The 26,393-nt window shown below is 61.9% G+C and carries 23 protein-coding genes and 1 pseudogene; 8 read left to right on the plus strand and 16 right to left on the minus strand.

Features of this window, described 5'->3' with window-relative positions:
• Positions 1–123: 123 nt before the first annotated feature.
• Positions 124–1,254, minus strand: a complete 1,131-nt coding sequence (locus tag JQ586_RS31445; protein ID WP_212398520.1) for a glycosyltransferase family 4 protein — start codon at positions 1,252–1,254, stop codon at positions 124–126.
• A 179-nt stretch (positions 1,255–1,433) separates the two neighbouring features.
• Positions 1,434–3,260: an asparagine synthase (glutamine-hydrolyzing) gene (gene asnB, locus JQ586_RS31450; RefSeq protein ID WP_212398521.1), complete on the minus strand. Its 1,827-nt coding sequence runs from the start codon at positions 3,258–3,260 to the stop codon at positions 1,434–1,436.
• Between the two features lie 791 nt (positions 3,261–4,051).
• Here asnB and JQ586_RS31455 point away from each other — a divergent pair.
• Positions 4,052–5,005: a hypothetical protein gene (locus JQ586_RS31455; protein WP_212398522.1), complete on the plus strand. Its 954-nt coding sequence runs from the start codon at positions 4,052–4,054 to the stop codon at positions 5,003–5,005.
• A gap of 89 nt (positions 5,006–5,094) precedes the next feature.
• On the opposite strand, the pseudogene cpsB reads toward JQ586_RS31455, so the two are convergent.
• Positions 5,095–5,718: pseudogene (cpsB, locus tag JQ586_RS31460) on the minus strand (mannose-1-phosphate guanylyltransferase/mannose-6-phosphate isomerase); the annotation flags it as partial.
• 552 nt (positions 5,719–6,270) lie between these two features.
• Between cpsB and JQ586_RS31470 the strand changes: the two are divergent.
• From JQ586_RS31470 to JQ586_RS31480, 3 genes are read left to right on the plus strand one after another with little or no spacing between them, the layout of a single operon-like run.
• The gene (locus JQ586_RS31470) at positions 6,271–7,332 is read left to right on the plus strand and encodes a Gfo/Idh/MocA family protein (protein WP_212398524.1); all 1,062 of its coding nucleotides are present in this window, start codon (positions 6,271–6,273) and stop codon (positions 7,330–7,332) included.
• Positions 7,329–7,796: an acyltransferase gene (locus JQ586_RS31475; RefSeq protein WP_212398525.1), complete on the plus strand. Its 468-nt coding sequence runs from the start codon at positions 7,329–7,331 to the stop codon at positions 7,794–7,796. Before JQ586_RS31470 ends, JQ586_RS31475 begins: the two co-directional genes overlap by 4 nt.
• 10 nt (positions 7,797–7,806) lie before the next feature.
• Positions 7,807–8,904, plus strand: a complete 1,098-nt coding sequence (locus JQ586_RS31480; RefSeq protein WP_212398526.1) for a DegT/DnrJ/EryC1/StrS aminotransferase family protein — start codon at positions 7,807–7,809, stop codon at positions 8,902–8,904.
• Positions 8,905–8,925: 21 nt separating this feature from the next.
• Here the strand turns inward: JQ586_RS31480 and JQ586_RS31485 are convergent, their stop codons facing one another.
• The 7 genes from JQ586_RS31485 to JQ586_RS31515 all read right to left on the minus strand — a co-directional run bounded on the left by JQ586_RS31485 (position 8,926) and on the right by JQ586_RS31515 (position 14,209).
• Positions 8,926–9,153 carry a hypothetical protein gene (locus JQ586_RS31485; protein WP_212398527.1) on the minus strand — a complete coding sequence of 76 codons (228 nt, stop codon included), beginning with the start codon at positions 9,151–9,153 and terminating at the stop codon, positions 8,926–8,928.
• Positions 9,154–10,007: 854 nt separating this feature from the next.
• Entirely contained in the window at positions 10,008–10,538 is a 531-nt protein-coding gene (locus tag JQ586_RS31490) for an HAD family hydrolase (protein ID WP_212398528.1), read from the minus strand.
• Positions 10,539–10,641: 103 nt separating this feature from the next.
• Positions 10,642–10,797: a hypothetical protein gene (locus JQ586_RS31495; protein ID WP_212398529.1), complete on the minus strand. Its 156-nt coding sequence runs from the start codon at positions 10,795–10,797 to the stop codon at positions 10,642–10,644.
• Positions 10,794–11,096: a hypothetical protein gene (locus JQ586_RS41365; protein ID WP_312017041.1), complete on the minus strand. Its 303-nt coding sequence runs from the start codon at positions 11,094–11,096 to the stop codon at positions 10,794–10,796. The genes JQ586_RS31495 and JQ586_RS41365 overlap by 4 nt, the downstream gene beginning before the upstream one ends.
• 145 nt (positions 11,097–11,241) lie before the next feature.
• Complete coding sequence (locus tag JQ586_RS31505; protein ID WP_212398530.1) at positions 11,242–11,541, minus strand: hypothetical protein; 300 nt, start codon at positions 11,539–11,541, stop codon at positions 11,242–11,244.
• A 252-nt stretch (positions 11,542–11,793) separates the two neighbouring features.
• The gene (locus JQ586_RS31510; RefSeq protein ID WP_212398531.1) at positions 11,794–12,903 is read right to left on the minus strand and encodes an acyltransferase; all 1,110 of its coding nucleotides are present in this window, start codon (positions 12,901–12,903) and stop codon (positions 11,794–11,796) included.
• Positions 12,904–12,985: 82 nt separating this feature from the next.
• Entirely contained in the window at positions 12,986–14,209 is a 1,224-nt protein-coding gene (locus tag JQ586_RS31515) for a phenylacetate--CoA ligase family protein (RefSeq protein WP_212398532.1), read from the minus strand.
• Between the two features lie 95 nt (positions 14,210–14,304).
• Between JQ586_RS31515 and JQ586_RS31520 the strand changes: the two genes are divergently transcribed.
• Positions 14,305–15,456, plus strand: coding sequence for an AGE family epimerase/isomerase (locus JQ586_RS31520; protein ID WP_212398533.1), 1,152 nt, complete (start codon positions 14,305–14,307; stop codon positions 15,454–15,456).
• A gap of 66 nt (positions 15,457–15,522) precedes the next feature.
• On the opposite strand, the gene JQ586_RS31525 is transcribed toward JQ586_RS31520, so the two are convergent.
• The 6 genes from JQ586_RS31525 to JQ586_RS31550 all read right to left on the minus strand — a co-directional run bounded on the left by JQ586_RS31525 (position 15,523) and on the right by JQ586_RS31550 (position 22,684).
• Positions 15,523–16,362: an ABC transporter ATP-binding protein gene (locus JQ586_RS31525; protein ID WP_212398534.1), complete on the minus strand. Its 840-nt coding sequence runs from the start codon at positions 16,360–16,362 to the stop codon at positions 15,523–15,525.
• Positions 16,363–16,521: 159 nt separating this feature from the next.
• Positions 16,522–17,805: an ABC transporter substrate-binding protein gene (locus JQ586_RS31530; RefSeq protein WP_212398535.1), complete on the minus strand. Its 1,284-nt coding sequence runs from the start codon at positions 17,803–17,805 to the stop codon at positions 16,522–16,524.
• Between the two features lie 52 nt (positions 17,806–17,857).
• The gene (locus JQ586_RS31535; protein ID WP_212398536.1) at positions 17,858–18,931 is read right to left on the minus strand and encodes a branched-chain amino acid ABC transporter permease; all 1,074 of its coding nucleotides are present in this window, start codon (positions 18,929–18,931) and stop codon (positions 17,858–17,860) included.
• A gap of 3 nt (positions 18,932–18,934) precedes the next feature.
• A complete protein-coding gene (locus JQ586_RS31540) occupies positions 18,935–19,828 on the minus strand; it encodes a branched-chain amino acid ABC transporter permease (protein WP_212398537.1) in 894 nt (297 codons plus the stop codon).
• 109 nt (positions 19,829–19,937) lie between these two features.
• Positions 19,938–21,866, minus strand: coding sequence for a long-chain fatty acid--CoA ligase (locus tag JQ586_RS31545; protein WP_212398538.1), 1,929 nt, complete (start codon positions 21,864–21,866; stop codon positions 19,938–19,940).
• Positions 21,863–22,684: an ABC transporter ATP-binding protein gene (locus JQ586_RS31550; protein WP_212398539.1), complete on the minus strand. Its 822-nt coding sequence runs from the start codon at positions 22,682–22,684 to the stop codon at positions 21,863–21,865. Before JQ586_RS31550 ends, JQ586_RS31545 begins: the two co-directional genes overlap by 4 nt.
• A gap of 383 nt (positions 22,685–23,067) precedes the next feature.
• Here JQ586_RS31550 and JQ586_RS31555 point away from each other — a divergent pair, with 383 nt between their 5' ends.
• From JQ586_RS31555 to JQ586_RS31565, 3 genes are all read left to right on the plus strand, one after another.
• Complete coding sequence (locus JQ586_RS31555) at positions 23,068–23,742, plus strand: Crp/Fnr family transcriptional regulator (RefSeq protein ID WP_212398540.1); 675 nt, start codon at positions 23,068–23,070, stop codon at positions 23,740–23,742.
• A 135-nt stretch (positions 23,743–23,877) separates the two neighbouring features.
• A complete protein-coding gene (gmd, locus tag JQ586_RS31560; protein ID WP_212398541.1) occupies positions 23,878–24,963 on the plus strand; it encodes a GDP-mannose 4,6-dehydratase in 1,086 nt (361 codons plus the stop codon).
• Positions 24,944–25,900, plus strand: coding sequence for a GDP-L-fucose synthase (locus tag JQ586_RS31565; RefSeq protein WP_283815503.1), 957 nt, complete (start codon positions 24,944–24,946; stop codon positions 25,898–25,900). The genes gmd and JQ586_RS31565 overlap by 20 nt, the downstream gene beginning before the upstream one ends.
• Positions 25,901–26,393 lie beyond the last annotated feature (493 nt).

Below are 26,393 nucleotides of genomic sequence, written 5' to 3' on the forward strand. Positions count from 1 at the left end.
AGCAACCCTCGTTCAACACCGCCAGTGTAGGGCGAACCACCTCACCGCCGGCATCCAGAAAGGACATACGGTCTTACAACAGAACGACGCTGTTGCCACGACCTCATTTTCAGCGGCATCGCCTCAGGCCAAATAACGTGCCGCAAGCTCGGAATAGCTGTAGCGCCTGGCGACCGCGATACGCTCAGCTGGCGGACGCCCTGGGGCGGCAAGGGCGGATGCAAGCGCCCTGGCAAGCCCAGCAGCATCATCCGGCTCGCATCTTGTAGTCACCAGCTCGCCAAGGCCAGACAACGCGGTGGCCTCGCACGCAATCACGGTGCGCGGCGCGAACAAGCAATAATCGAAGAGCTTGTTCGGGCTGATGCCGTAATCATAAAGTGAATTCTTGTGGAATGACACGACAGCACAATCCGACGCATGCAGCATGGCGTGGACAACTGATCGATCTACTTCGTCCAAGAATTCGACGTTCGGCAGATCTGCGGCCCGCTGCTCAAGCGATTCCCGCGAGCCACCGGAACCGATCAGGACAAACGAGATGTCCGGGTTTGTCTTGGCTGCAACGCGGGCCGCATCGACTATGACTTCCATTGCATTCGGAGGACCCATCCCGCCTGCATAAAAGACGACCCGCCGACCCTGCGCCTTTGCTCGGGTAATTCGAGTGAGTTGCGAATGCGTTACCGCCGTGATCTCAAGGGCCCTTTGTATCTCCTCATCGGAAACCCCGTTTGGGATCCAAGTGAACTTGTTTGCCGCCAGCCCACGTGATCTCATATGTACTTCCGCATTGGCAAGCAGGCAAACAACATGGTCTGCCGACCGATAGGCGCGGCGCTCCTCCCAAGCGAGCACCTTCACGAGCGGATGCCAAGCCGGCGTCATGCCGAGAGCGACAATGCTCTTCGGCCACAGATCGCGCACTTCCACCCAAAATTTAGCATTGAACCTCCGAGCTACTTTTTCAGCGGCCCGAACGAAGAAAAGATGCGGACTTGAGGCGATGACAAGATCCGGCTTGCCGAAAAGATTCGCGATCCCGTTCGCGTTGAGGCGAAGGCGAGGTCCGAAGTACAAGTTGTTCCGCAGCCGGCCCAGACTTTCGTTGCCATACCGGGGCGTATCCAGAAACCAGAAGTCGACCCTCCCGATACGCTGCGCTCCCGGAGTTCGTGGCTCCATATGCAGATGATGAAAGGCCGCGCTCACCACGACCACCCGATGGCCCATCTTTGTCCAGGCATCGGCCAACCAGAACGGCCGCCAATGACGTCCGAGCCCCGGTCCTCCCGCGAAAGGATGCACCATCCAAATGTTCATGTTCGCTTTAGCAAAAGGAAAAGGCCTATCTTGCGAAGGCAGGACTCTTCATTGCTGTCCCCTCGCGCGGTCCTGTTTGATTGACTTGGAGTCAAGAGATGCTGCAAACCTTATGAAGCTTCGACCTCGAAGTGCTCACCCCAGAGCGCCACACAGTAAAGCCTCCAACGCATGCCGAGATCGAGACGATGGAAGCGCCCTTTGAGCGCCTTCATATTGACGTAGCGGGTCAGCAGACGACTGTCCATTACCTTAGCATACATAACGGGAGAATGTCGGGTGAGCCAAAGCTGGTCGGGTGCGGCGAAGCCGATTTTATCCTTTCGCCAACGGATGGTTGTCGGTAATTCGTCCCGCATGGCCTCGCGGAGTGGCCACTTTGTCCAGCCGCGATGCAGCTTTACGCGCAGGGGAAGGCCAAGCGCAAATTCAACGAAACGATAGTCCAGGAACGGCAGTCGCGTCTCGACGCCGAAACGCATGGAATTCTTGTCCTCAAATCTGAGCAGCATAGGTAGGTTCGATTCCGTTATCTCCAGAATCTGCATCGCCAACGCATCCCTCGTATGGCGCGCAAAGCGACGCAAAGCTTGCGGCAATTGCGGCTTCTTCAAAAACCTGTACTGCCAGCGGTAAAAGGCCTCCCGGATTCCAGCCGAACTGACGCCAAGCAGATATATAGTTAGCCAGCCAATCGACGTACCGGCCTTCACAGCATCGGCAAATCCGGAACAGAACCCTCGTATGCCGTCGCGCCTCAAATACTCCAGCAGCCAAGCGGCATAATACCGGCGGTATCCCAGCAAGGTCTCGTCTCCGCCCTGGCCGTCCAGCAGGACGATGACGCCGTTCGCGCGAGCGGTCTGCATGACCTGATACTGCATCATGATCGAAGGACCGCCAAACGGCTCCTCCTGAACTTCGAGCAATTTTGCTGCCGTCGACGCAAAATCTTCGTAGGTAGGTTCGGTGCATAACCAGCTCAGCTTGGACTTGGTTGCGATTTCGGCGGCGTAGTTCATCTCGTTGTTGCTCGCCTGCTGGCTTACAGCCGTGATAGCAAAAAAGGCTTCGTTGGAGCCCAGCGCGTAGTGCCGTGCGGCAAGCGTCGCGACGCTCGAACTGTCCAGCCCGCCTGAGAGACAAGTTCCCACCCGCACGTCAGAGCGTAGGCGTAACTTCGTTGCGTCATCGAGCAGGTCCCTCACTGCACCGGCCACTTCATCGCGCCTGACATCAACGATGCGGGTGGCGAGCGAATAATAACGCTCAACGCGCAGCCGCCCTGTTGCGACATCGACGCGCATCAGATGCCCGGGTAGAAGTTTGTCGATGCCCTTGAAAAAGGTGCGACTGGTGTGATCGGTCAAGCCGCAAACCAAGAAATCGTTCACGAGGTCGTCGTCAGCAATCGGCCGCCCGATTAACGGAAGCAGTTGGCGGATCTCCGACCCAAATGCGAACTCGCTATCGGTATCGAGATAGTAGAACGGCTTAACACCAAAGCGATCGCGCGCGCAAAAGAGCGTGTTGTCACGCTCATCGAAAATGGCGAAAGACCACATCCCGTTGAAGCGATCGAGACACTTTTCGCCCCAACAAACATAGGCTGCGAGCAGGACCTCGGTATCCGAACCTGTCTCAAAAGCAAATCCGAGCCGCTGCAACTCGCCGCGCAGCTCAAGGTAATTGTAAATCTCGCCGTTATAGGTGATCCAGATCGGATAGCGCCTATCCCGCATGGGCTGGGCGCCGCCCGCGCTCAAATCGATGATCGCCAGCCGCCGGTGACCAAGGCCAACATTTCCGCAGACCCTCACGCCACGACCGTCAGGGCCCCGGTGAGCGACAAGGTCCGTAAGCCGATCGACCAGGTCGACATCGACAGCCCCAATTTTGCTAACAAGGCCAAATATGCCGCACACGCGTCCGCCCAATCAAAATCGAAAGCTCGCAAAGCGAGTGGCGCTGCCATGAGCGGCGCCCCGAAGCTCTCTATTCCGGTCCAGCACAATGCCTGTCAACCACCGCTCAAAACGACTTCTAGCGTGTTCACACGATGAACGTCAACAGGTAGACCGAGAAGCGCCCTTCGTTGGCGAACGGTTCATTCGCCGGGATTGAGGCTTATCATGCCGGTTATGATAAATTACAGGTTTCAAAAAAAGGAAGCGCCTCACTAGAGCCGCCACAGCCGATGTTCGGACCCGAACTACTACATTGGAACTAGGACATCCGAATTTGTGTGAGGAGTGCCCACAACGGGGCAAATACTGCATCTGCACGACGGAGCAGAGGTGCGTGCAAGGCGACTTTGATCTTCAAACCATCGGTCTCAATGGTCGTGGAAAAGCACTATAGCTTGGAAGCCGTCGCGGCTAGGCTCGGCGAGCTGTACGTTGAAACAGCAGGCCTACCGCATCACCTGAACGCGGAGCTAAAGATCCGGATTAAAAACCTGAAGGCGCACTGTTTAGAAGCTACAAGGAAGCTTCAGTAAGAAACCATATCAAGCCAGACATTCTTGGCCTCGATAGAACACCTCTAACGGTATAAAATGCGAATACTACACGGCCCCGTCAACGTGGGTAACCAACCTTGGGTCTTGTCGCGCGCCGAACGTCGTCTCGGCGCGTCGAGCGATTTGGTCACGCGCAGCGAAACGTGGCTAAGATACCCTGCAGACACAGTACTGTCACCGCTCGGAGCACGATTTGGCGAGACTGCAATGCGCAGCGTCGGCTTCGGACTACGACATCAATGGAATTACGACGTCCTTCATTTCTATTTTGGCCAGACGTTCTTGTCACCGGGATTTCCCCTCTCTGAGAATGCAGCACTGAACAAATTCCTGAGTTATCTAACGACGAGCGATCTTCGCGCAGCACGCCGTTTGGGCAAGAAACTATTCATGACCCTGCAAGGTTGTGATGTCCGCCTTGCGAAGGAGGGTAACGCAAGAAATGCCTGGACAATGTGCGCTCCAGAGCACTGCGATATGTATCAGCGATGTGTCGACATCCTCGACAACCGGCGCCGCTACTTAGTGAACGAGGTACTACCGCTTTTCGATCACGTCTTCTATCTCAACCCGGAACTCGGCCATGCCGTACCGAATGGCCAATTTCTGCCCTACGCAAATGTGGAAATCGAGAAATTCGCAGTCGAACCGCCTTCTCGCTTCGGTAAGCCGCGAATTGTCCACGCTCCGAGCAATGCGTCGATCAAAGGCACCCCAATGATCTTGGAGGCCTTGAGACAGTTGCAATCAAGTCATGACTTCGAGTTAATTTTGGTAGAAAAAAAGACGCACGAGGAGGCTCTTGCTCTCTATCGGTCCGCTGACCTAGCGATCGATCAGGTATTAGCGGGTTGGTACGGAGGTTTTGCCGTCGAAACGATGGCTATGGGCAAGCCTGTCGCCTGTTACATTCGCGATAATGATTTGAGGTTCGTTCCCGAAGCTATGAGGCGAGAAATGCCGATCTTTCACGTAACCCCTGCTAATCTCGTCAAGGACCTCGGTGCCATTCTAGACCGACGATCGGAATGGGAAGCCCGTGGGCAAGATGGGCGTCGATACGTCAAGAGGTGGCATAATCCCGAACACATCGCCAAAGCAATGCTTCGCGCCTATGCAGCCCGCGACAACGGTTTTCAGCTAGAGCCGGATAACACTTGAGACCGCTACATATATTGCCGCGGCAAGCGAATTGGCGACCATTTTGGGTTGTTGGCGCTCTGTGCAAGGACCCGGACATGCGGTTACGCGCGCCGCGCGCCGCACACCACGATCCAGTGCTCTGAACGATGATAGTGCTTTTGCAGTGAGGGACGCCGGCTCGGCTTGACGATGCTGCGCTTGACTTGGTGTCGCTCGCCATTGTTGACCGACTGGTAGCTACCCCAGGGACGGTGCACCTTGAGGTGATCTACGGTGACCTGTGGTGCCGTCGTCGTCAGGCTCGCCACCAGGCGCTCCAGACCGTTGGCATCCTTTTGGCGCGAGACCAACACGGCGTCCTGGGTCGCGAATACGGCGAGATCATCGACGCCTTTCAGCGCCACCAGCGCGCTTTATCGGTGGAGACACTGCAGTTGCGGGAATCCTCGAACACCGCCGGGCCTTGCGAGGCGTTGCCCTGTCCATCCTTCTGCGACAATTCCCACACTGCATGCCACTGACCTGCCACTGAATTTTCATCCAGCGGCAGTTAGAGTCTCGGGGTTTTGTACGCCAAGTGGCGTGGTGGGCCGACATCCGACCACAACCGGCACGACGGCAGCGTGCGCGGCTTTTTCCATCACAGCATAGTCGATCGAAATCACTTTGGCAGTCCCAAAGGCATCGGTGTTCAGCGCTATAAAGCCGAGATCGCACCCCGCCTTGGCGACGGAATGCACGACGGCCTCTACGCTTCCACTGTCGAGCCACGATGCCTCGAAAGCTGTCTGCGGCATAGGCAAGAGAGAAGCAGCATGCTGCGATGTGCACGCAGAGAAGCAGAGCGAGGGCGACCGGGAATTACGACCACGGGGACGCCGAGGTTGGGTGGACGGCAGGCGGATTGTTCATGATCGTTCTTTGGCCCACCGGGACAGGGTGCGAGATTGTCGGACCAAGGCTATTGAAGAGCAAGACCTTGGAAGTTTGAACAAACCCCTAAGTGATGTGAGTTCGGCGGAAGGCGGAAGCACGCTCCAGTACTTGCTACACGCTAGCCGTCGAAATACGATGCTGCCCTGGTGTAGGCAAATATCAAGCAATCCGAGAGGGGCAGTGGCTTGAGCGTGGAACTGCCGTTTTCCCGCGCCTGAAGATGGCCAGCGAAACAGACCCGAAGCTTCCTGATCGACTTGATCTATCGAGAGTTTTGTGAATATGACAGGTCGAAATCGTGCGCATGCTCTACAGTTTCTTCTTTGATCTCGCCTCTAGGAGTTTCGATGATAAGATTTGGCTTGCTCGGCTGCGGTCGCATCGCCAAGCGTCACTCCGACCTACTGGGTGGCAATAATATTGAAGGTGCGAGCCTCGTGGCGGTCTGCGATCCCATTCGCACGCGCGCCGATGCGATCGCTGGGAAGTTCGGAGTTGTGGCGCACTACGACATTAACGAGATTCTCGCGCGCAAGGACATCGATGCAGTCGCCGTGCTGACGCCGAGTGGCTTGCACCCGCAGCATGTGATTGCCTGCGCCAAGGCGGGCAAGCATGTGGTTGTCGAGAAGCCGATGGCGCTGCGGCTGCAGGACGCCGACGACATGATCCGGGCCTGCGACCAGGGTGGCGTCAAGATGTTCATCGTCAAGCAGAACCGTTTCAATGTGCCTGTTGTCAAGGCGCGCGAGGCGCTCGATGCTGGGCGATTCGGCAAGCTCATCCTGGGCACGGTGCGCGTGCGCTGGTGCCGTGATCAGGCCTATTATGATCAGGACGGCTGGCGCGGCACCTGGGCCTATGACGGCGGCGTGCTAACCAATCAGGCGAGCCACCATGTTGACATGCTGGAGTGGTTCTTCGGCGATGTCGTCAGCGTGCATGCGCGCGCGACCACGGCGCTTGTCAATATCGAAACCGAGGACACCGCCGTCGCAACACTGAAGTTCCGCAACGGCGCGCTCGGAATCATCGAGGCGACGACCGCCGCGCGGCCGACCGACCTCGAGGGCTCGCTCTCGATCCTCGGCGAGAGGGGGGCAGTCGAGATCTCCGGTTTCGCCGTCAACCAGATCCGGCACTGGCGCTTTGTCGAAGAGCTTCCGTCGGACAAGGAGGTCGTCGAGAAGTTCTCGGTCAATCCGCCGAATGTTTACGGCTTCGGCCATCAGGCCTACTACCACCATGTGGTCGATTGCCTTGTCAACCAGCGCGCGGCGCTGGTTGACGGCCTCGAGGGCCGCAAGAGCTTGGAGTTGATCTCCGCGCTCTACGAGTCGATTGAAACCAGTGAGGAAATAGCGCTGCGATTTACGCCGAAGCTGGGCCGGCTGGGTATCGCGTCGTGAACCGTCCGGACGTGCATCAGGTCGGCGTTCGGGACGTCGAGTTCGGCTCGCGTATCAAGATCGTCGAGCCGTGCAACCTTTACGGCTGCAGGATTGGAGACGATTGCTTCGTCGGTCCTTTCACCGAGATCCAGAAGGGCGTCGTGATCGGCGCGCGCACGCGAGTGCAGTCGCATGCCTTCGTTTGCGAGCTGGTGGCCATCGGTGAAGACTGCTTCATCGGCCACGGCGTGATGTTCGTCAACGACACGTTCTCGACGGGCGGTCCGGCGCGGGGGCGCAAGGAGTTGTGGCGCGATACCGCGATTGGAAACCGGGTTTCGATAGGGTCCAACGCCACGATCATGCCGGTCAGGATCGCCGATGATGTCGTCATCGGCGCCGGATCGGTTGTCACCAAGGACATCACCACGGCCGGCACCTATGCTGGCAATCCCGCGCGACGGCTTCTAGCGGGCCGATAGGGGACGACCGATGCCGGTGCCGTTTGCCGACCTGCAACTGCAATATCAGACCATTAAGGTCGAGATCGATCGTGCAATCGCCGGCGTGATTCGCGACAATGCTTTCATCCGCGGCAGTTATGTCGACGCCTTTGAGCGGGAGTTCGCCGAAGCAGCCGAAGTTGCACACTGCGTCTCGTGCGCCAACGGCACCGATGCGCTTTATTTCGCGTTGAAGGCGATGAAGGCGAAGCCGGGTGACGAGGTGATCACCTCGGCGCATTCCTGGATCTCGACCGCGGCGATGATCACGCATTCGGGCGCGACGGTCGTATTCTGCGACACCGACGCCGCGACCTTCACGATCGACCCGGTGGCGATCGAGGCCGCGATCACGCCGCGCACGGTTGGCATCATTCCGGTGCATCTCTACGGCCAGCCGGCCGACATGGATGCGATCATGGCGATCGCGCAGAAGCACGAGCTCTGGGTGATCGAGGACTGCGCACAGGCGCATCTCGCCCGCTACAAGGGGCGCATGGTCGGAACGTTCGGCGAGGTCGCGACCTATTCGTTCTATCCCGGCAAAAATCTCGGGGCGATGGGCGATGCCGGCGCCGTCGTCACCAACGATGCAGCGCTCGCGGAGCACATGACGATGCTGGCGCGCCACGGTGGCCTCGTGAAGCACCAGCACAATATCGAGGGCGTCAACAGCCGGCTCGACGGGATGCAGGCGGCCATCCTTTCGGCCAAGCTGCCGCATCTCGCCGCCTGGACCGTGGCGCGGCAAGATGCCGCGAAGATCTACGATGCCGGCCTCAACCAGATCGCGGACATCGTGGTTCCCGAGGTCGCGTCCTCGCGCGATCACGTCTACCACCTCTACACGATCCGCCATCCGCGCCGCGACGCGCTGGCGGCGCACCTCAACGCCAACGGCGTGCAGACCGCGATCAACTACCCTACGGCGCTGCCGTTCCTGCCGGCCTATGCGCGCTTCGGCCATCGTCCCGAGCAGTTTCCGAACGCGCATCTCGATCAGGGCCAGATCCTCTCGTTGCCGATGTTCGCCGAGATCACGCGTGAGCAGCAGGACGAGGTGATCGAGCTGGTTCGCAAGTTCTAGGGGCTCGCTCGAAAGCGCTCTCTAGCGGCTCGCCCGGATTCTTGCGACCATGTCGCGGTAGCCCGCCAGCGCAGTGTCTCGGCTCGGTATCGAGACGCCGGCCATTTTGCGGCGATAGGCAATGGTCCAGACGTTCGCGGCGGCCAGGAGCTCGGTCAGGTGCTCCGCGGACACAGGATCGAGCAGCGTCACGTTGGGCAGCCTTTCGGCCGCCTGAAGGTCCTTGAGCAGGTCCAGCCCACGCCCCAACCGGACAGCATGAAGTGGATGTTGGCTTCATTCCGGAGGACTCTGGCAGCTTCGAACACGGTGCGCGGATCGTGCGTAAATCCGAGATTGCCCGACAGGCCGACCACCGATGCGCAGCGTCGCGCGGCCTGAATTGATTGGATGGCGCCAGTTCTTCTCGGGCGCAACGCCAGGATATTTTCACGAGCAGCGGAGGAACATCGCGGCCGACCGCCACGATGCCATCCAGCGCCCTGAACACGATGCCGTTGAAGAGGCGCAACAGCCTGTTGATCGGAGATCTCGCGCCGATGAAGCCGGCCGCCTCGAGCGCCTGGGGGGGCAGGTCGTAGATCAGCAGCGCGGTCGCCGCGCCGCGCAATCTGGCGGCGAGCACCACGGCGTAGGGCAGCGTAAAGGGCGTCGTCACGCAAAACACCAAGTCGTCCCTGTGCGCCCGTCGCAGCACGGAATAGAACATCGAAGCGGCGAGAGCGACGACGGCGAGCGCCCGCCACACGATGGCATGCTTTCCGGACGGCTCGCTGCTCAGCTCGATCACGAACGGATTCGCAGCCGAGGGGGACACGGATCCCTTCATTGCCGATAACAGGACGGCTCCGAGTCGGCCGCGAAGGCGCCCGCGATCTTGCCGAGATAGGTTGCGGTCGAGCTGGGCTCCGGCGGACAGACTTGGGTGGCGCCATGATCACCCTCTTGAACGTCTCCCGATGGGGCGGCTTGTCGGGCTTGGGCTCGGACGGCATCGTGTCAAAAAAATGCTTTCGGTCGTGATCTGGAGACCGCTGTGTAGGTGATCGCGTCACGGGCCTCAAGCACCTTGACCGTTTGGTCAGGCCCGGCGCCGGCCGCTCTCAGCCTGTCGGCAGCAGCGGCTTCAGGAACAGTTCCAGATTGTGACCCGAAAACAGATAACCCTTCAGACCGGCGGCGCGCGCCGCTTCGAGGTCGGTCGGCTGATCGCCGATCAGGAAGCTTCGTCCGGTGTCGACGGGAAAGCGCTGGAGCAGGTCGGTGATCATGCCCGGCGAGGGCTTGCGTCGATCGCTCGCTTGTCGATACCGCTTCACGGTGCCTTCGGGATGGTATGGGCAGTATTCGAAGGCATCGATGCGGGCCCCGATCTTGGCGAGCTCATCCGCCATCCAGTCGTGCAGTGCGCGGACATGCGCCTCCTCGTAGAGGCCTCTTGCGACGCCTGACTGATTGGTCACGACAAAAGCGAAGTAGCCGAGATCGTTGACGGCCTTCACCGCCTCGCGCGCACCGTCGATCCAGACCAACTTGCCGGCTTCGAACAGATAGCCGATGTCCTTGTTGAGGACGCCATCGCGATCGAAGAAGACGGCCGGCCGGCTTGCCTTATCTTCGGGAGAACTGTTCATCTGATCGTGCTGGTTGGGGTGGGGGGCTGCTGCCGATCTCCAATAGCACAATGTGACGCCATCGCCGTTCCCGGGCAGCGAGTGCTTCGAGCCCGTCCAATTGTCAGGGGAGGGGCTGGAAGCGCTTGATTTCGAAGTTCTCGAACAGGATCATCAGAGACGAGAGGTTCGACGACAGCCTCCGGATGTTCCAGTCGAGCATGATGTTCTTTGCGCCGACCAAGCTTGGTGGAAGCCGATCGCGCGCCAGGCGGTTCAATAATAGGCCTTGGCAGGATCTGTATCGATCAGCAGCCGCGCCAGTTCGTGCATGGCGTGGGCGTGGCCGCGCTCGGCGGCGTATCGGAACAGGGAGATCGCCTTCGTCTCGTCGCGCTTGACGCCGATGCCGTGGCTGTAGGCCAGGCCCAACGTGTAGCTGACTTCCGCGATCGCGGCGGTCGGTTCGGTCTTCAGCAGCTGAACCGCCTTCGTTTGGTCCCTGGGGACGCCTAGCCCGTATAAATAGAGCTTCGCCAATTCAAGCCGCGCCCCGGGGACAGTTATCGCCTTCTGCACGTGATCTACCGCTCCACAATAATCTTGCTTGCCCCCGCGAGGTCGCAGCACGTCAGGGCCCAATCGGTCTCCTGCCGGGGGAAATCGGGATCGGTGTCTTTCCGCGGTAACTGCCTCGTCAACCACCAGAGCGGTCGGGCTCCGTTCAGCAGGTGTGAGCGCGGAGCCGGTTCGTGAGCTCGGACTGGTCGAAATCGACGGATTCTGGTCCTCCGACTGCGGTGACGCGCAGATGTGCAAGCAGCCACAACGGGCCGATGCCATCCAGATGATTGGCGTCCAGCGTTCCCGGCAGTTTCATCTGCACGCCGTCCGGCGTGCGTTCGACCGGCATCCACGATGCCCACGGCGCCAGCCCGTTTTTCATGTCGAAGACGTAGCTGGACTCAGCGTGCGCCGGCACCGTCGTCAACATGATTGCCGCAGTGAGCAGCAGGTGTTTCATTCTCGACTCAGCCGGGGTGATGCAAGGGGCAGTCAGTAGGGCGTAAGCGGAACGGTCGGACAACTTAAAGAATGTCAATGTACATTGCTGGAATGCGGCGCATTCGAGGCATTCGCGTCTCGATTGCAATATCCTGAAACAATCGGAGGTAGAGTGATGTCGAATAATCATGAATGTGCACGGAGGCGTGCACACACAGGCGATCCTCAGCGTCTCTCGATCGCGACCAGGTTTGAATCCTGCGCGTTTGAATCATAGTGGAACGTCTTGCCACGGAGCTGGGCCGGCCTCTCGACGAACCGATAGAGTGCGAGACAGAACAGGATGGCCACGGCTGCGGAGACGATCATGAGCATCGCATCTGATACCGTCTGCAATCGTTCCACCGATCCTCGAAACAGGTAGAAAACCACACCCTTGGCCGGCGTGTGGAACAGGTACAGCGAATAGCTGATCATTCCAAAGAACCCGAGCACCCTGGAGCGCAGGAGCGATTTCGTTCTTCCGTCTCCAGGCTGCGTCGCCAGGATCAGGATGAGGCCGTACATCAAGGCCAGATAGAGATGCGACATAATAGAGCACCTGGTGACCCGTGGCCGATCGCAACGACCATGCATAGAAGGGCGCGACCGATGCCAGCAGCACGCACGTCCATCGGATCGCCTTGATCTGCGCGAAAATCCTGACCCGCACGGCGTCGCTACGGTAAGCGACGGCAATCACTGCTCCGATTGCAAGGCCGTCGAGGCGCAGCGGTGTCATCACGTAAGGCCCATACAGATCGCTCGGATTGGCCCAGAAATAGAAGGCACGCGCAGAAGCGGAGGCGAGGCCGATTGCAAGCAGGATGGAGAGCAGATGTCGGCGCGGCACGCACCAGACGAGAAGGGGAATGACGAGATAGAACTGCTCTTCGATTGCCAGCGACCATGTGCCGGTGATGGTCGCGGCCTCGGCTCCCTGGGTCGAGACGAAGAACCAGTTCTGGATGAACGTCAGCAAGGCCCATACCGGAACCTGCGAGCCGAGGTAGTAGCCCGTGCCGAAGATCCGTGTGAGCAGATAGAAGCCGAGGATCAGGATGAGATAGGGCGGCAGGATTCGAAGGGCCCGTCGCGCGTAGAAGGTGGAAAAATAGCTGCCGCTCTCCCTGTGATCACTCAGAATGCCGACGATCAGGAATCCGGACAGGACGAAGAACAGGTCGACGCCGGACTGGCCGAAGATCGAGAACCTCCATATCAGGTCGCTGATCGCACCCTTCGTGGGATCGATCAGCATCACCGAGTGCCAAACAGTGACCAGGAGGATCGCGCAGCCGCGCAGTCCGTCGAGTTCGGGTATTCGTTTCTCTGCGTTCATGCCTGCCCGCGTCAACACCGGCGGAACCTACCCCGCAAGAATCGCGTTGATCAAGCTGAATAGCGGAAGGCCGGCGTCCGTCCTACCGCTCGTCCGCGATCACCTTGCCGTCGTTCGGCAGCGAGCCTGCACCGACCAGTTCGACATTGCCGCCGAGCTTGGTCACCGCGCGCAGGGTTGCTGCAAGATCCGTCTGCAGGGTGCCAGACGAGGACGCGCATTCGGCCTTCAAGATCATCGCGTCGGTCTCGCCGGCGCGCGTGACCACGAGGCGCAGCCGTCCCAGCTCGGGATGACGCTTGCCGATCTCGGCGATCTGCTCGGGGCGCACGAACATGCCCTTGACCTTGGTGGTCTGATCGGCGCGGCCCATCCAGCCCTTGATACGCATGTTGGTGCGTCCGCACGAGCTCTTGCCGGGCAACGCCGCGGTCAGGTCCCCGAGCGCGAGGCGAATCCAGGGATGATGCGGATCGAGCGAGGTGACGACGATCTCGCCCACGTCGCCTTCGGCCACCGGATCGCCTGTGCCGGGCTTGACGATTTCCAGGATCAGATCCTCGTTGACGGTCATGCCCTGGCGCGATGGCGTTTCGAACGCGATCATGCCGAGATCGGCGGTGCCGAAGGCCTGATAGGCGTCGATGCCGCGCGACCTCATCTCCTCCTGCAATGATTTCGGAAACGCCGCGCCGGAGACGAGCGCGCGCTTGATCGAGGAGACATCGCGGCCAGCCGCTGCGGCGGCGTCGAGCAGGATCTTCAGAAAGTCGGGCGTGCCGCTGTAGCCGATTGGGCGATAGGCCTCGATCAGCTCGAACTGCTGCTCGGTATTGCCAGGACCGGCCGGGATCACCGCGCAGCCAAGCGCGCGCGCGGAGGAATCGACGATGAAGCCACCCGGGGTGAGGTGATAGCTGAATGCGTTCAGCACCACGTCGCCCTGGCGAAAGCCGGCGGCAAACAGCGCCCGCGCGCCGCGCCAGGGATCGGCCTGGCACCCCTCCGGCTCGAAGATCGGTCCGGGTGAGGTGAACAGCCGGGCGAATGAGCCGGGCCCGTTCGCCACGAAGCCGCCGAAGGGCGGCGCAGCCTTGTGCAGGGCGGGCAGTTCGGACTTGCGCAGCACCGGCAGGCGCGCCAGTGCCTCCCGGGTGGTCACGGACCCCGGGTCGATGCCCTGGAGCCGCTCGGCGTAAGCGGAGGCGACGATCGCGTTGCGCAGCACCTCCGGCAGCCGGGCGAACAGCGCAGCCTCGCGCTCGGCCGGATCGCGCGTTTCAAAGGCGTCGTAATGCTCGGTCATGGCGGGTCCTTCAGAAGATTCGCACGGGTTGCGCGCCGCCCGGCGCGTGCTATCAGACGGCGACCATCGCTGTCGGGACCGACCCAGGGAACACAATGGCCGACGTACACAATGTTGCAGCGGACGAAGTCGCCGGCGTCGTCGCAAGGTTGAAGCGCCGCATGATCGATCATGCGCTGCCGCTGTGGTCGACGACGGGGTGGGACAGCGCGGCCGGCGGCTTCGTCGACCGGCTGCACCAGGACGGGAGCGCAGATCGGGCCGCGCCGCGCCGCGTGGTCGTGCAGGCGCGCCAGATTTATTGCTACGCCAAGGCCGCGCAGATGGGCTGGTACCCGGAGGGCCGCGCCATCGCGCTGAAGGGGCTGGACTACCTGCTGGCCAGGGCCAAGGCGCCGGATGGCCGGCCGGGCTTCGCCTACAGCCTGACGCCGGAAGGCGGCGTGCTCGACCCGCTCCGCGACACCTATGGCCACGCCTTCGTGCTGCTCGCTCTGGCGACCGTCCACGGTCTCGACCACGATGCCCAGGTTCGCGCGGAGATCGACGCCCTGCTGTCGTTCCTTGACACGCAATTGCGCTCGCCGCACGGCGGATTCCAGGAAGGGCTGCCGCCCGCGATGCCGCGCCGGCAAAACCCGCAGATGCACCTGTTCGAGGCGATGATCGCCTGCTTCGACGCGACCCACGATCTGTCGTTCCAGAACCGCGCCGGCGAGTTCTTCGCGCTGTTCCTCGCCAACCTCTACGACAAGCAGACCCGCGTTCTGGGCGAATATTTCGAGGAGGACTGGTCGAAGATCCAGCCGGTCAGCGTCGAGCCGGGACACCAGGCGGAGTGGGTGTGGCTGTTGAAGGGCTTTGAACGCATCACCGGCTGCCCGACCGGGCGGCCGCGCGGCGAATTGCTCGCATCGGCGCTGCGCTATCGCGATGCGGCCACCGGCTGCCTGGTCGACGAGGGCAACGCCGAGGGCGGCATCCGCCGCGACACGCGGCGGCTGTGGCCGCAGACCGAGCTGGCGAAAGCGTGGATCGCGCAGGCCGAGGCGGGCGAGAGCGATGCGGCCGACGAGGCGCGCAAGGCGCTCGTGCTGCTCGAGCGGCACTACCTCAGCCACCCCGTGACCGGCGGCTGGTATGACCAGTTCGACCGCGAAGGCAAATCGCTGGTCGCCACGATCCCTGCGTCGTCGTTCTATCATTTGCTCTGTGCGGCCACGGAAGCCGAGCAGGTGCTGGGCTAGAACCAACGCGTTGTCCTGACGCATCTTCACGTCGATCGATCCCATCTGGCTCGACTGCCTGCGGCCTCACAGCCAGCGCTTGCGCCGCTTGAAGCTCTTCAGGTTCTTGAAGCTCTTGCGCTGGTCGCCGGCGCCGCCGAGGTAGAATTCCTTGACGTCCTCATTGTCGCGCAATTCGTCGGCGGAGCCGTCGAGCACCACCTTGCCCTGCTCCATGATATAGCCGTGGCTCGCGACCGAGAGCGCGGCGCGTGCGTTTTGCTCGACCAGGAGGATGGTCACGCCGAGATCGCGGTTGATCTCCTTGATGATGGCGAACACTTCCTTCACCAGCAGGGGCGACAGCCCCATCGACGGCTCGTCCATCAGGATCATCTTCGGACGCGCCATCAATGCGCGGCCGATCGCGAGCATCTGCTGCTCGCCGCCCGAGAGATAGCCGGCAAGTCCGGTGCGCTCCTTCAGGCGCGGGAAATACCTGAACACCATGTCGATGTCGCTGGCGACCTCGTTGTCGCGGCGGGTGAAGGCGCCGAGCCGCAGGTTTTCCAGCGACGTCATGTCGGCGACGATGCGGCGCCCCTCCATCACCTGGAAGATGCCGCGGCGCACGATCTTGTCGGGATCGATGCCGTTGATGCGCTGACCCTCGAACAGGATTTCACCACGCGTGACCTCGCCGTCCTCGGTCTTGAGCAGGCCGGAGATCGCCTTCAGCGTCGTCGACTTGCCGGCGCCATTGGCGCCGAGCAGGGCCACGATCGCGCCCTTCGGCACTTCGAGGCTCAGGCCGCGCAACACCAGGATGACGTCGTCATAGACCACCTCGATGTTGTTGATGCCGAGCAGCGGCGGCGGCGGGACGGCCGTCGGCGTCGGGCGCGTGGCTGTTGCGATGTCAGTCATCCTTCGATCACCCTCGGCTGTCGTCACCCGCGAAGGCGGGTGACCGAGTATTTCAGAGACGCCAGCGATCAAACGCGGAGCCGCGGCGTTCTGGGTCCCCCGCTTTCGCGGGGGATGACGACTTATCTTGAGGCTGCGCTGGCGGCAGCCTCACCAACCTCACCACCCGAACCATTCCGGCTTCCGCGGGAGCTCGACCGTCTTCACCTTTTCGAGCTTGATCGTGCCCTTGGCCATCAGGTCGTTGATGTTGCCATCGGTCGCGCCCGAGACCTTCGCGCGGTAGAGATCGACCTTGAGCGTGCCGCGGTGGTCCTTCTCGGTCCAGGTCGAGGGATTGCAGACATCTTCCATGCCTGCCGGCACCCAGTCCTTCTTCTGGTAGAAGGCCTTGGCGACGTTCTCGCCGGTGGCGCCACCGTTCTTGGCGGCCCAGTCGAGGGCTTCCTTCATGTACAGCGCGCTGCACACCGCGGCGATGTAGTGCACCGGGCGATAGACCTTGCCCGACGGATCCGACATCCTGGAGATCTCCATCACCGTCTTCATGCCCGGGGCGTTGCTGGCCCAGGCGACTGCGGTACGCAGCGGGAAGATCACGCCGTCGGCGGCATCGCCCGCGGTCTTGGCGGCATTCTCATCCATGCCCCAGACGTTGGAGAGGAACTGGACGTCGACGCCGGCGGTCTTGCAGGCCTTCATGACCGAGATGTTGGAAGCTGCGGTGTTCCCAAGATAGGCGTAGTTGGCGCCGGAGCTCTTCAGGCTCAGGCACTGCGCCGAATAGTCGCCGGGCGCGAGCGCGAACACCAGCGGCGGAAGCACCTCGAAGCCGAGTTCGGTCGCGAGCGCTTCGCCCGCTGCCTTCGGGGCGTTCGGGTAGGGATGGTTGGCGCCCATGTGGACGAACTTCGGCTTGCCGGGCTTGCCCTTGGCCTTCCAGTCCTCGGCCGCCCAGGTCAGTTCGGCGCGCAGCGCGTCCGAGTAGCTCGGGCCGTAGAAGAAATTATACGGCGCCGGCTTGGCCTTGCCGCTGGTGCCTTCGGGGTCGGTCAGCGCCGCGGCGTAGGAGCCGGAGATGTCGGGGATCTTGTCCTGGGCGAGGAAGCCGGTGAGCGCCTCGGTATCCGCGGTGCCCCAGCCCATGATCGCCGCGACCTTGCCGTCGGGCGCCGACCACTTCTTGTACAGCGCAATCGCGCGCGGCACTTGGTAGCCATAGTCGGTGCTGTCGACGTTGAGCTGCTTGCCACCGACGCCGCCGTTCTTGTTGACCCACGCGAAGGTGTCGACCACACCCTGGCCATAGGGCGTGCCGACATCGGACGTGCCGCCCGAGAGGTCCTCCAGGTGACCGATCGCGATCTGCGCCTGTGCCGTCGCGGCTGCGCTGCCGATCACGAGCGCAAGGGAGACCGAGCTCAAAAGGGACTTGATCTTCATATTTCGTTTCCTCCTGTTATTCGTTGAATCGAGCTTATCGGTTGTGTCGCGCTCAGTGCGAGAACGGGTAGAGTTTCCAGTAGGTCTTGATCTGCCGCCAGCGATGCGCGAGCCCGTCGGGCTCGAACATCAGGAAGCCGATGATGATCAGGCCGATCGCGATCTCGCGCAGGAAGGTGATGTTGTTGTTGAGCTGCAGCGCCTTGTCGATGGCGCCGCCCTTCAGTGCCGCGCTCAGCCATTCCATCGATTCCGGCAGCAGCACCACGAAGGCTGTGCCCATCAGCGTGCCCATCACCGAGCCGGTGCCGCCGATGATGACCATCGCGAGGAACAATACCGAGCGCTCGATGCCGAAGCCTTCCTGCGAGACGACGAGCTGGTAGTGCGCATAGAGCGCGCCGGCGATGCCGGCGAAGAAGGCGGCAAGCCCGAACGACAGCGTCCGGTACTTGGTGAGGTTGATGCCCATGATCTCGGCGGAGAGGTAATGGTCGCGGATCGCGACCAGCGCCCGGCCGTCGCGCGTGCGCATCAGATTGGTGACGAGCAGGTAGCAGACCACGACATAGGCCAGCACGACGTAGAAATACTGTTTGTCGCCGCGGAACGTGTAGCCGAAGATCGAGAACGGGTTGGCGCTGGCCGGTACCGAGCCGCCGGAGAACCATTCGGCGCGGGAGAAGAAGTCGAGCAGGATGTATTGCGCGGCAAGCGTCGCGATAACGAGGTAGAGCCCCTTCAGCCGGGCCGCCGGCACGCCGAAGATCAGCCCGACCAGCGCCGTGATGACGCCGGCCAGTGGAATAGCGAAGAACACCGGGATCGGCGCATTGTTGGAGATGTAGGCCGAGGTGAAGGCGCCAAGCAGGAAGAAGGCGGCATGTCCAATCGAGATCTGTCCGGTGAAGCCGACCAGGATGTTGAGGCCGAGGGCTGCGATCGCGAATATACCGATCTGGATCGCGATCGACAGCCAGTAATTGGTCAGCAGCATCGGTGCGAAGCAGGCGAGAGCAATGCCGGCGATCGCGAAATTGCGGCTGGTTGCGGTCGGAAAGATCGTGGTGTCGGCCGCGTAGGTCGTGCGGAAATCGCCGGACGGGATCAGGGTGCGCGCTGTCATCGGTCAGATCCGCTCGATATCCTTGGTGCCGAACAGGCCGTAGGGCTTGATCATCAGGATGATGATCAGCACGTAGAACGGCGCGATCTCGTAGAGATTGCCCCAGTGCAGATACTCGCTGTCGACATATTGGGCGACGTTCTCCAGCAGCCCGATGATGACGCCGCCGAGCACGGCGCCGCCGACCGAGTCGAGCCCGCCGAGGATCGCAGCCGGGAACACCTTGATGCCGTAGGCGGAGAGGCCCGACGACACGCCGTTGACGACGGCGACGACGACGCCGGCGACCGCCGAGACCGTCGCCGAGATCGCCCAGGCCATCGCGAATACGCTCTTGACGGAAATGCCGAGCGACTGCGCAACCTGCTGGTTGAAGGCGGTTGCGCGCATCGCAAGGCCATACTTGGAGGCGCGGAAGAACCAGGCCATGCCGACCATCATGGCGAGCGACACCACGAGGCTCATGACGTAGACGGTCTGGATCTGCAGTCCGAACAGATTGACCGCCTGGCTTTCGAACACGCGCGGAAACGGCTGCGGGTTGACGCCGAAGATCCACTTCAATGCAGCCTGGAACACCGTCGACAGGCCGATCGTCACCATGATGACCGAGATGATCGGCTCGCCAATCATCGGACGCAGGATCACGACCTGGATCGCGATGCCGAAGATGAACATGAACACGAGGGTAACAGGCATGCCGATCCAGAACGGCAGCTGATATTTCGTCAGCAGCGCCCAGCACACCCAGGCGCCAATCAGCAGGAGCTCGCCCTGAGCGAAGTTGACGACCTGCGTCGCCTTGTAGATCAGCACGAACGACATCGCGACCACGCCATACAGCGTGCCGACCACGAGGCCGTTGACGATGAGCTGGATCAGGAACTGGGTGTTCATGGGGTGTTGCCAGGTTTGCTGCTCGTGATCGCCGGGCTTGACCCGACGATCCATCGCGCAAGCGGAACAAGCCCGCGCGTGACGACTGAGTACGCGGTGATCGCCCGGATCATTCCGCGGCCTCCGCGGTCACGGCGCGGCCGAGGTCGACGACCTGCAGCGTGGTGCGGACGCGCTGGGTGGTGCCGTCCTGGAAGCGGATCACGGTGTCGACGGGGATGCTGGGCCTGCCGCGATAGACCGCGTCGATGATGTCGGCGTATTTTTCGTTGATGACGCCGCGGCGAACTTTTCGGGTGCGGGTCAGCTCGCCGTCATCGGCATCGAGCTCCTTGTAGAGCAGCAGGAAGCGCGAGATGCGCTGCGCCGGCGGCAGCGTGGCGTTGACCGTCTCGACCTCCTTCTTCAGCAGGGCGTAGACCTCGGGGCGCGAAGAGAGGTCGGTGTAGGTCGTGAACGAGATCCGGTTCTTCTCCGCCCATTTCGAGATGATCGAGTAGCGGATGCAGATTATCGCGGCGAGCGCGTCGCGGCCGGCGCCGAGCACGACGGCTTCGGCGACGTAGGGTGAGAACTTCAGCTTGTTCTCAATATATTGCGGTGAGAATCGCTCGCCACGCGCGGTCTCGGCAAGATCCTTGATGCGGTCGATCACCACCAGCTGCTTGTTGTCGTTGTAGTAGCCGGCATCGCCCGAATACATCCAGCCGTCCTTGATGTCGGCGACCGAGGCCTCGGGATTCTTGTAATAGCCGAGGAACATGTTGGGATGGCGCACCACGATCTCGCCGACGCCGTTGACGTCGGGGGTGTCGACCCGGATTTCGATGTCGTCGGCCATCGGAATGCCGGTCGTATCGGGGTCGACCTTGCCTGGAGGATGCAGGGTGTAGGCGCCGAGCAGTTCGGTCTGGCCGTAGAGCGTCCGCAACGGCACGCCCATGGCCTGGAAGAACTTGAAGGTGTCGGGCCCGAGCGCAGCACCTCCGGTCGCCGCCGAGCGCAACCGGGTGAATCCCAGCCGGTCGCGCAGCGCGCGGAACAGCAGCTTGTCGGCGAACAGCGAGCGCTTGCCCTGGCCAAGCGCCGCAAGTCCGCTCTTCATGCCGGCATCGTAGAGCTTCTGCTTGAGGGGCGAGGCGTCCATGACGCCGGCACGGACGTCGGCGGCGATAGATTCCCAGACCCGTGGCGCGAACAGCACGAAGGTCGGCGCAATCTCGCGGAAGTCGTTCATCATGGTGTCGGGCTCTTCGACGAAGTTGACCTTCATCCGGCAGAGCAGCCCTTTGCCGAGCGCGTAGACCTGCTCCATGATCCAGGGCAACGGCAGCACAGAGACGTATTCGTCGTCCGGGCCCTTCGGATCGAAGGCGAGATAGGTCGCGCAATGCCGCAGCACCCGTCCCGCGGCGAGCATTGCCAGCTTGGGATTGGCCGTGGTGCCCGAGGTGGTACAGAGGATGGCGACGTCCTCGCCATTGGTCGCGTCGACCAGTCTGTCGTAGAGGCCAGCCTCGCGCGCGGCGCGATTGCGGCCCATCGCGACCAGCTTGCTCGCCTCCATCAGTCGCGGGTCGTCATACTTCCGCATGCCGCGCGGATCGGAATAGACGATGTGCTTGAGGTGCGGCACGCGATCGGCCAGTCCGAGCAACTTGTCGACCTGCTCCTCGTCCTCGGCGAACACCAGCTTCGCCTCGCCATAGTTCAGGAGATAGGCGGCTTCCTCGTCCAGCACGTCGCGATAGAGGCCGAGGCTCATGGCGCCGATCGCGTGCGTTGCGATCTCGGCCGCGACCCAGTCCGGCCGGTTGTCGCCGATAATGCCGATTACATCGCCGCGGCCGAGGCCGAGCTCGACCATGCCGAGCGCGAAATCGTGGCTGCGGGTCTGGTAGTCGTTCCAGGTGATTTCGCGCCACAGCCCGAAATCCTTCTCGCGGAGCGCGATCTCGCTGCCGTGCTCCTTCGCGTTGAGCCGCAGCATCTTCGGAAACGTGTCGGCCTGCGCGGCGCGTCCGGCATAGTCCATCATGCGGCGCTCTCCGTCACCGCCGGCTTGTCGTCGGGATCGACGCGCACCTCGTCCTCTTCGCCGAGATAGGCGCGCTTGACGTGAGGATCCGAGAGCACGGTCGCCGGATCGCCCTCGGCGATCTTGCGGCCGAAATCCAGAACCATGACGCGATGGGAGATGTCCATCACGACGCCCATGTCGTGCTCGATCATCATCACCGTCATGCCGAACTCCTCGTTGAGATCGACGATGTAGCGCGCCATGTCCTCCTTCTCCTCGAAGTTCATGCCGGCCATCGGTTCATCGAGCAGGATCAGCTGCGGCTCCAGCGCCATCGCACGCGCGAGCTCGACGCGTTTGCGCAGGCCATAGGAGAGCGTGCCGGCGGTCGCCTTGCGCACCGACTGCAGGTCGAGGAAGTCGATGATCTCCTCGACCTTGCGGCGATGCTCCAGCTCCTCGCGGTGCGCGCCGGTCAGCCAGTACAGCGGCCCCGTGATGAAATTGTTCTTCAGGAGGTGATGGCGGCCGACCATGATGTTGTCGAGCACGCTCATATGATGGAACAGGGCGAGATTCTGGAAGGTGCGGCCGATCCCGAGCGAGGGCCGCGCGTTGGGGTTAAGGCCGGTGATGTCCTTGCCGCGATAGAACAGCTGACCTTCGGTCGGGCGGTAGCGGCCCGAGATGCAGTTGACGATCGAGGTCTTGCCGGCGCCGTTCGGGCCAATGATGGAGAACAACTCGCCCTCCTTGACGCCGAAGCTCACTTCGGTCAGGGCGCGGACGCCGCCAAAGCGCAACGAGACGCCTCGCACCTCGAGACTGTAGACCACCCTGTTCCCTCCAGATACGGCGCCTGGCGCGCTCTTTATCCATGGTTCGAAACCATAGCGCCGATCTTACATGGGCCGCCGCGGCGAGACCATCCGACTTCACGATGCAGGGTGCCTGGCGGCGTTGCTCGCCCCGATCACCGACGTCATGCGCGGTAAAGCCGCACCCACTTGCATGTCCCAACTCGCATCATCGGCCATCGGCGACCCATCGACGGTCGCGCGCGGCGTGAGGCGAGGTGGCTCTCAATACGAGAAAGCGGTAGGTTGAATTGTCATGTGCCCGACAATTGGTCAGGAAATTTTCGCTGGCATTCCACGCCATCATCCTTGATCGAAACGATGTTGTTGCGGTGCACCATTCGGGGGATGTCGTCGCTCGCATGATTGCTGCTGATTACCTCAAGCGCATTGCGGTCTGGTCGCGCGAACTGACCGAGCAGGAAATCGAGATCGCGCGCGCCGGCATTTCCGAGAAGTCGTATCGTGCCAACGAATTCATCTTCATGCGCGGCGACAATTTCCAGTACTGGACGGGCGTCGTCACCGGGCTGGCGCGGATGGGCATCGTCTCGCGCGGCGGCAAGGCGGCGAGCTTCGCGGGCCTCACCGCCGGCGCCTGGTTCGGCGAGGGCACGGTGCTGAAGAACGAACTGCGGCGCTACGACGTGGTGGCGCTGCGCGATACGCGGCTCGCCATGATGGATCGCCGGACGTTCGTCTGGCTGTTCGAGAACAGCGTCGGCTTCAACCGCTTCCTGGTGGGCCAGCTCAACGAGCGGCTCGGCCAGTTCATCGCGTTGGCCGAATATGGCCGCACGCTGGATGCGACCGCACGGCTGGCGCGCTCGATCGCCTCGCTGTTCAATCCGATACTCTATCCGGACCTGACGCGGCACCTGGAGATCACCCAGGAGGAGATCGGCGCACTGTCGGGCATCTCCCGTCAGAACGCCAACCAGTGCCTGAAGCGGCTGGAGCGGGAGGGGCTGCTCCGGCTCGAATATGGCGGGGTTACCATCATCGACGTCGACCGGCTGCGCCGCTATGGCGAGTGAGCCGGGGGTGGCCTCGTGGTTCGGGTTTAACTTGCTGATTTCAAACGGCTAATGCCCATTAGACTTGAGGCGGGGCGGATGCTACAGAACCGCTCCGTCGGGATCGCGCGGATCGCCGCGCCCTCTGGAGAAGACATGACAGCTCAGGATTCGAAACGGCGCGTGGCGCTGATCACCGGTGTTACCGGGCAGGACGGGGCCTATCTCGCCGAATACTTGCTTGGCCTCGGCTACACCGTCCATGGCGTGAAGCGCCGGTCGTCTTCGTTCAACACGGCGCGCGTCGATCACCTCTACCAGGACCCGCACGCCGGCAACGTGCCGTTCCTGATGCACTACGGTGACATGACCGATGCGACCAACCTGATCCGGCTGATGCAGCAGATCCGGCCGACCGAGGTCTACAATCTCGCCGCGCAGAGCCATGTCGCGGTGAGCTTCGAGAGCGCGGAATACACGGCTAACGCCGACGCGATCGGCGTGCTGCGTCTCTTGGAAGCGATCCGCATCCTCGGCATGGAAAAGGAGACGCGGTTCTACCAGGCTTCGACCTCGGAGCTCTACGGCCTGGTGCAGGCAGTGCCGCAGAAGGAAACCACGCCGTTCTATCCGCGCTCGCCCTATGGCGTCGCCAAGCTCTACGGCTACTGGATCACGGTGAACTACCGCGAGGCCTACGGCATGTTCGCCTGCAACGGCATCCTGTTCAACCATGAGAGCCCGATCCGCGGCGAGACCTTCGTGACGCGCAAGATCACGCGCGGCGTCGCCCGCATCGAGGTCGGGCTGGAGGACACCATCTTTCTCGGCAATCTCGAGGCCAAGCGCGACTGGGGCCACGCCCGCGACTATGTTGAGGGCATGCACATGATCCTGCAGGCGGACGCACCCGACGACTTCGTGTTGGCGACCGGCGAGACGCGCTCGGTACGAGAGTTCATCGAGCTGGCATTCGCCGAGGTCGGACGGACCATCGAATGGCGCGGCAAGGGCGTCGAGGAAACCGGCGTCGACAAGGCGTCCGGCAAGACCCTCGTTCGGATCGATCCGACCTATTTCCGTCCGACCGAGGTCGACCTCTTGATCGGCGACGCCAGCAAGGCGCGCGCCAAGCTCGGATGGCGGCCGAAAACCCCGTTCGCACAGTTGGTGAAGGAAATGGTGGCCGGCGATCTCGCCGAGGCCAGACAGGACGCCGCCAATGGCAAGCACTCCGTTTGAACTGAAGGACAAGACCGTCTTCGTCGCCGGCCACCGCGGCATGGTCGGCTCGGCGTTGATGCGCCGGCTGGCGCGCGAGGAGGCGGAACTCCTGACGGTGTCCCGCAGCGAGGTCGACCTGTGTGACCAGGCCGCCGTGAATGCCTGGTTTGCAGCCAGGCGGCCGCGGGCGGTGTTCCTCGCCGCTGCCAAGGTCGGCGGCATCGTTGCTAATAACACGCTGCGCGCCGAATTCCTCCACGACAATCTCGCGATTTCAACCAACATCATCCAGGCCGCCCATGCCAATGGCTGCGAGAAGCTGATGTTCTTCGGCTCCTCCTGCATCTATCCGCGCCTGGCGCCGCAGCCGCTGCGGGAAGATTCGATGCTGACCGGGCCGCTGGAGCCGACCAACGAGCCCTATGCCATCGCCAAGATCGCCGGCATCAAGATGGCGGAAGCCTATCGCAGTCAGTACGGCTCCGATTTCATAAGCGTGATGCCAACCAATCTCTACGGTCCCGGCGACAATTACCATCCCGAATACAGCCACGTCGTCGCCGCGCTGATCCGCCGCTTCCACGAGGCGAAGCTGTCGGGCGCGGCGAGTGTCGTGGTGTGGGGCACCGGTACGCCGCGGCGCGAATTCCTCTACGTCGATGACCTCGCCGACGCCTGTATCCATCTGATGAAGACCTATTCTTCACCCGAGCTGGTCAATATCGGAACCGGTGAAGACATCGCCATTACCGAATTCGCCCGTGCCGTTGCGGCCGCGGTGGGCTATCGCGGCGAGATCCACTTCGACGCCTCGCGCCCCGACGGCACGCCGCGTAAGCTGCTCGACGTCAGCCGCTTGGCAAAACTCGGCTGGCGCGCATCGACCTCGCTCGAGGATGGCATCCGGCTCGCCTATCAGGCCTATCTGCGGGAGACTAAGCAGGCGGCGGAGTAGGGGACCGAGCTCTCCCCACCGTCATCGCGAGCGAAGCGAAGCAATCCATGCCTCCGCTTGCTGGGGTATGGATTGCTCCGTCGCTTCAGCGCAAATTGCCTTGCAGTTTTGTCGCGAGCTCCTCGCAACGACGGCGGTTGCCGTCTATCCTGTCGCTCGCGGTGGGCTCTTCGCCAGCGCCGTTGCCATTGCTGAGATCGTTCGCCGATAGATGTCCGCGTCGAAGCCATGGGCCTGCATGCGACATTACGGCGATTGACGCGGGAGGGGGCGCCGAGTGCCGCCGAGCAGCAGTTTGACAGCCTGACTTTCACGGCTAATAGTTTGCCAAGAATGTATCTCTATATCACGCGGCTTTTATCCCCAGGAGAAGACATGCTATGGGGAGATGCCCGGGGTTCGCGCCAATCGCTCCGAGTTTTATGCAACACGATTGAAGATGAAAATGGATCCGAATGTGCTCGGATGGCCGAGACCAAAGGCTTATTGGCTG

The organism is Bradyrhizobium jicamae, assembly GCF_018130215.1.
In the GTDB taxonomy this organism is placed as follows: Bacteria; Pseudomonadota; Alphaproteobacteria; order Rhizobiales; family Xanthobacteraceae; genus Bradyrhizobium; species Bradyrhizobium jicamae_A.

Bases quoted from the DNA above. Each gene is read 5' to 3' on its own strand.
- JQ586_RS31455 (WP_212398522.1), top strand. From the start codon at position 4,052: ATGCGCAGCGTCGGCTTCGGACTACGACATCAATGGAATTACGACGTC.
- JQ586_RS31470 (WP_212398524.1), top strand. From the start codon at position 6,271: ATGATAAGATTTGGCTTGCTCGGCTGCGGTCGCATCGCCAAGCGTCAC.
- JQ586_RS31480 (WP_212398526.1), top strand. From the start codon at position 7,807: ATGCCGGTGCCGTTTGCCGACCTGCAACTGCAATATCAGACCATTAAG.
- JQ586_RS31490 (WP_212398528.1), bottom strand. From the start codon at position 10,538: ATGAACAGTTCTCCCGAAGATAAGGCAAGCCGGCCGGCCGTCTTCTTC.
- JQ586_RS31505 (WP_212398530.1), bottom strand. From the start codon at position 11,541: ATGAAACACCTGCTGCTCACTGCGGCAATCATGTTGACGACGGTGCCG.
- JQ586_RS31510 (WP_212398531.1), bottom strand. From the start codon at position 12,903: ATGAACGCAGAGAAACGAATACCCGAACTCGACGGACTGCGCGGCTGC.
- JQ586_RS31515 (WP_212398532.1), bottom strand. From the start codon at position 14,209: ATGACCGAGCATTACGACGCCTTTGAAACGCGCGATCCGGCCGAGCGC.
- JQ586_RS31520 (WP_212398533.1), top strand. From the start codon at position 14,305: ATGGCCGACGTACACAATGTTGCAGCGGACGAAGTCGCCGGCGTCGTC.
- JQ586_RS31525 (WP_212398534.1), bottom strand. From the start codon at position 16,362: ATGACTGACATCGCAACAGCCACGCGCCCGACGCCGACGGCCGTCCCG.
- JQ586_RS31530 (WP_212398535.1), bottom strand. From the start codon at position 17,805: ATGAAGATCAAGTCCCTTTTGAGCTCGGTCTCCCTTGCGCTCGTGATC.
- JQ586_RS31535 (WP_212398536.1), bottom strand. From the start codon at position 18,931: ATGACAGCGCGCACCCTGATCCCGTCCGGCGATTTCCGCACGACCTAC.
- JQ586_RS31540 (WP_212398537.1), bottom strand. From the start codon at position 19,828: ATGAACACCCAGTTCCTGATCCAGCTCATCGTCAACGGCCTCGTGGTC.
- JQ586_RS31545 (WP_212398538.1), bottom strand. From the start codon at position 21,866: ATGATGGACTATGCCGGACGCGCCGCGCAGGCCGACACGTTTCCGAAG.
- JQ586_RS31555 (WP_212398540.1), top strand. From the start codon at position 23,068: ATGATTGCTGCTGATTACCTCAAGCGCATTGCGGTCTGGTCGCGCGAA.
- gmd (WP_212398541.1), top strand. From the start codon at position 23,878: ATGACAGCTCAGGATTCGAAACGGCGCGTGGCGCTGATCACCGGTGTT.
- JQ586_RS31565 (WP_283815503.1), top strand. From the start codon at position 24,944: ATGGCAAGCACTCCGTTTGAACTGAAGGACAAGACCGTCTTCGTCGCC.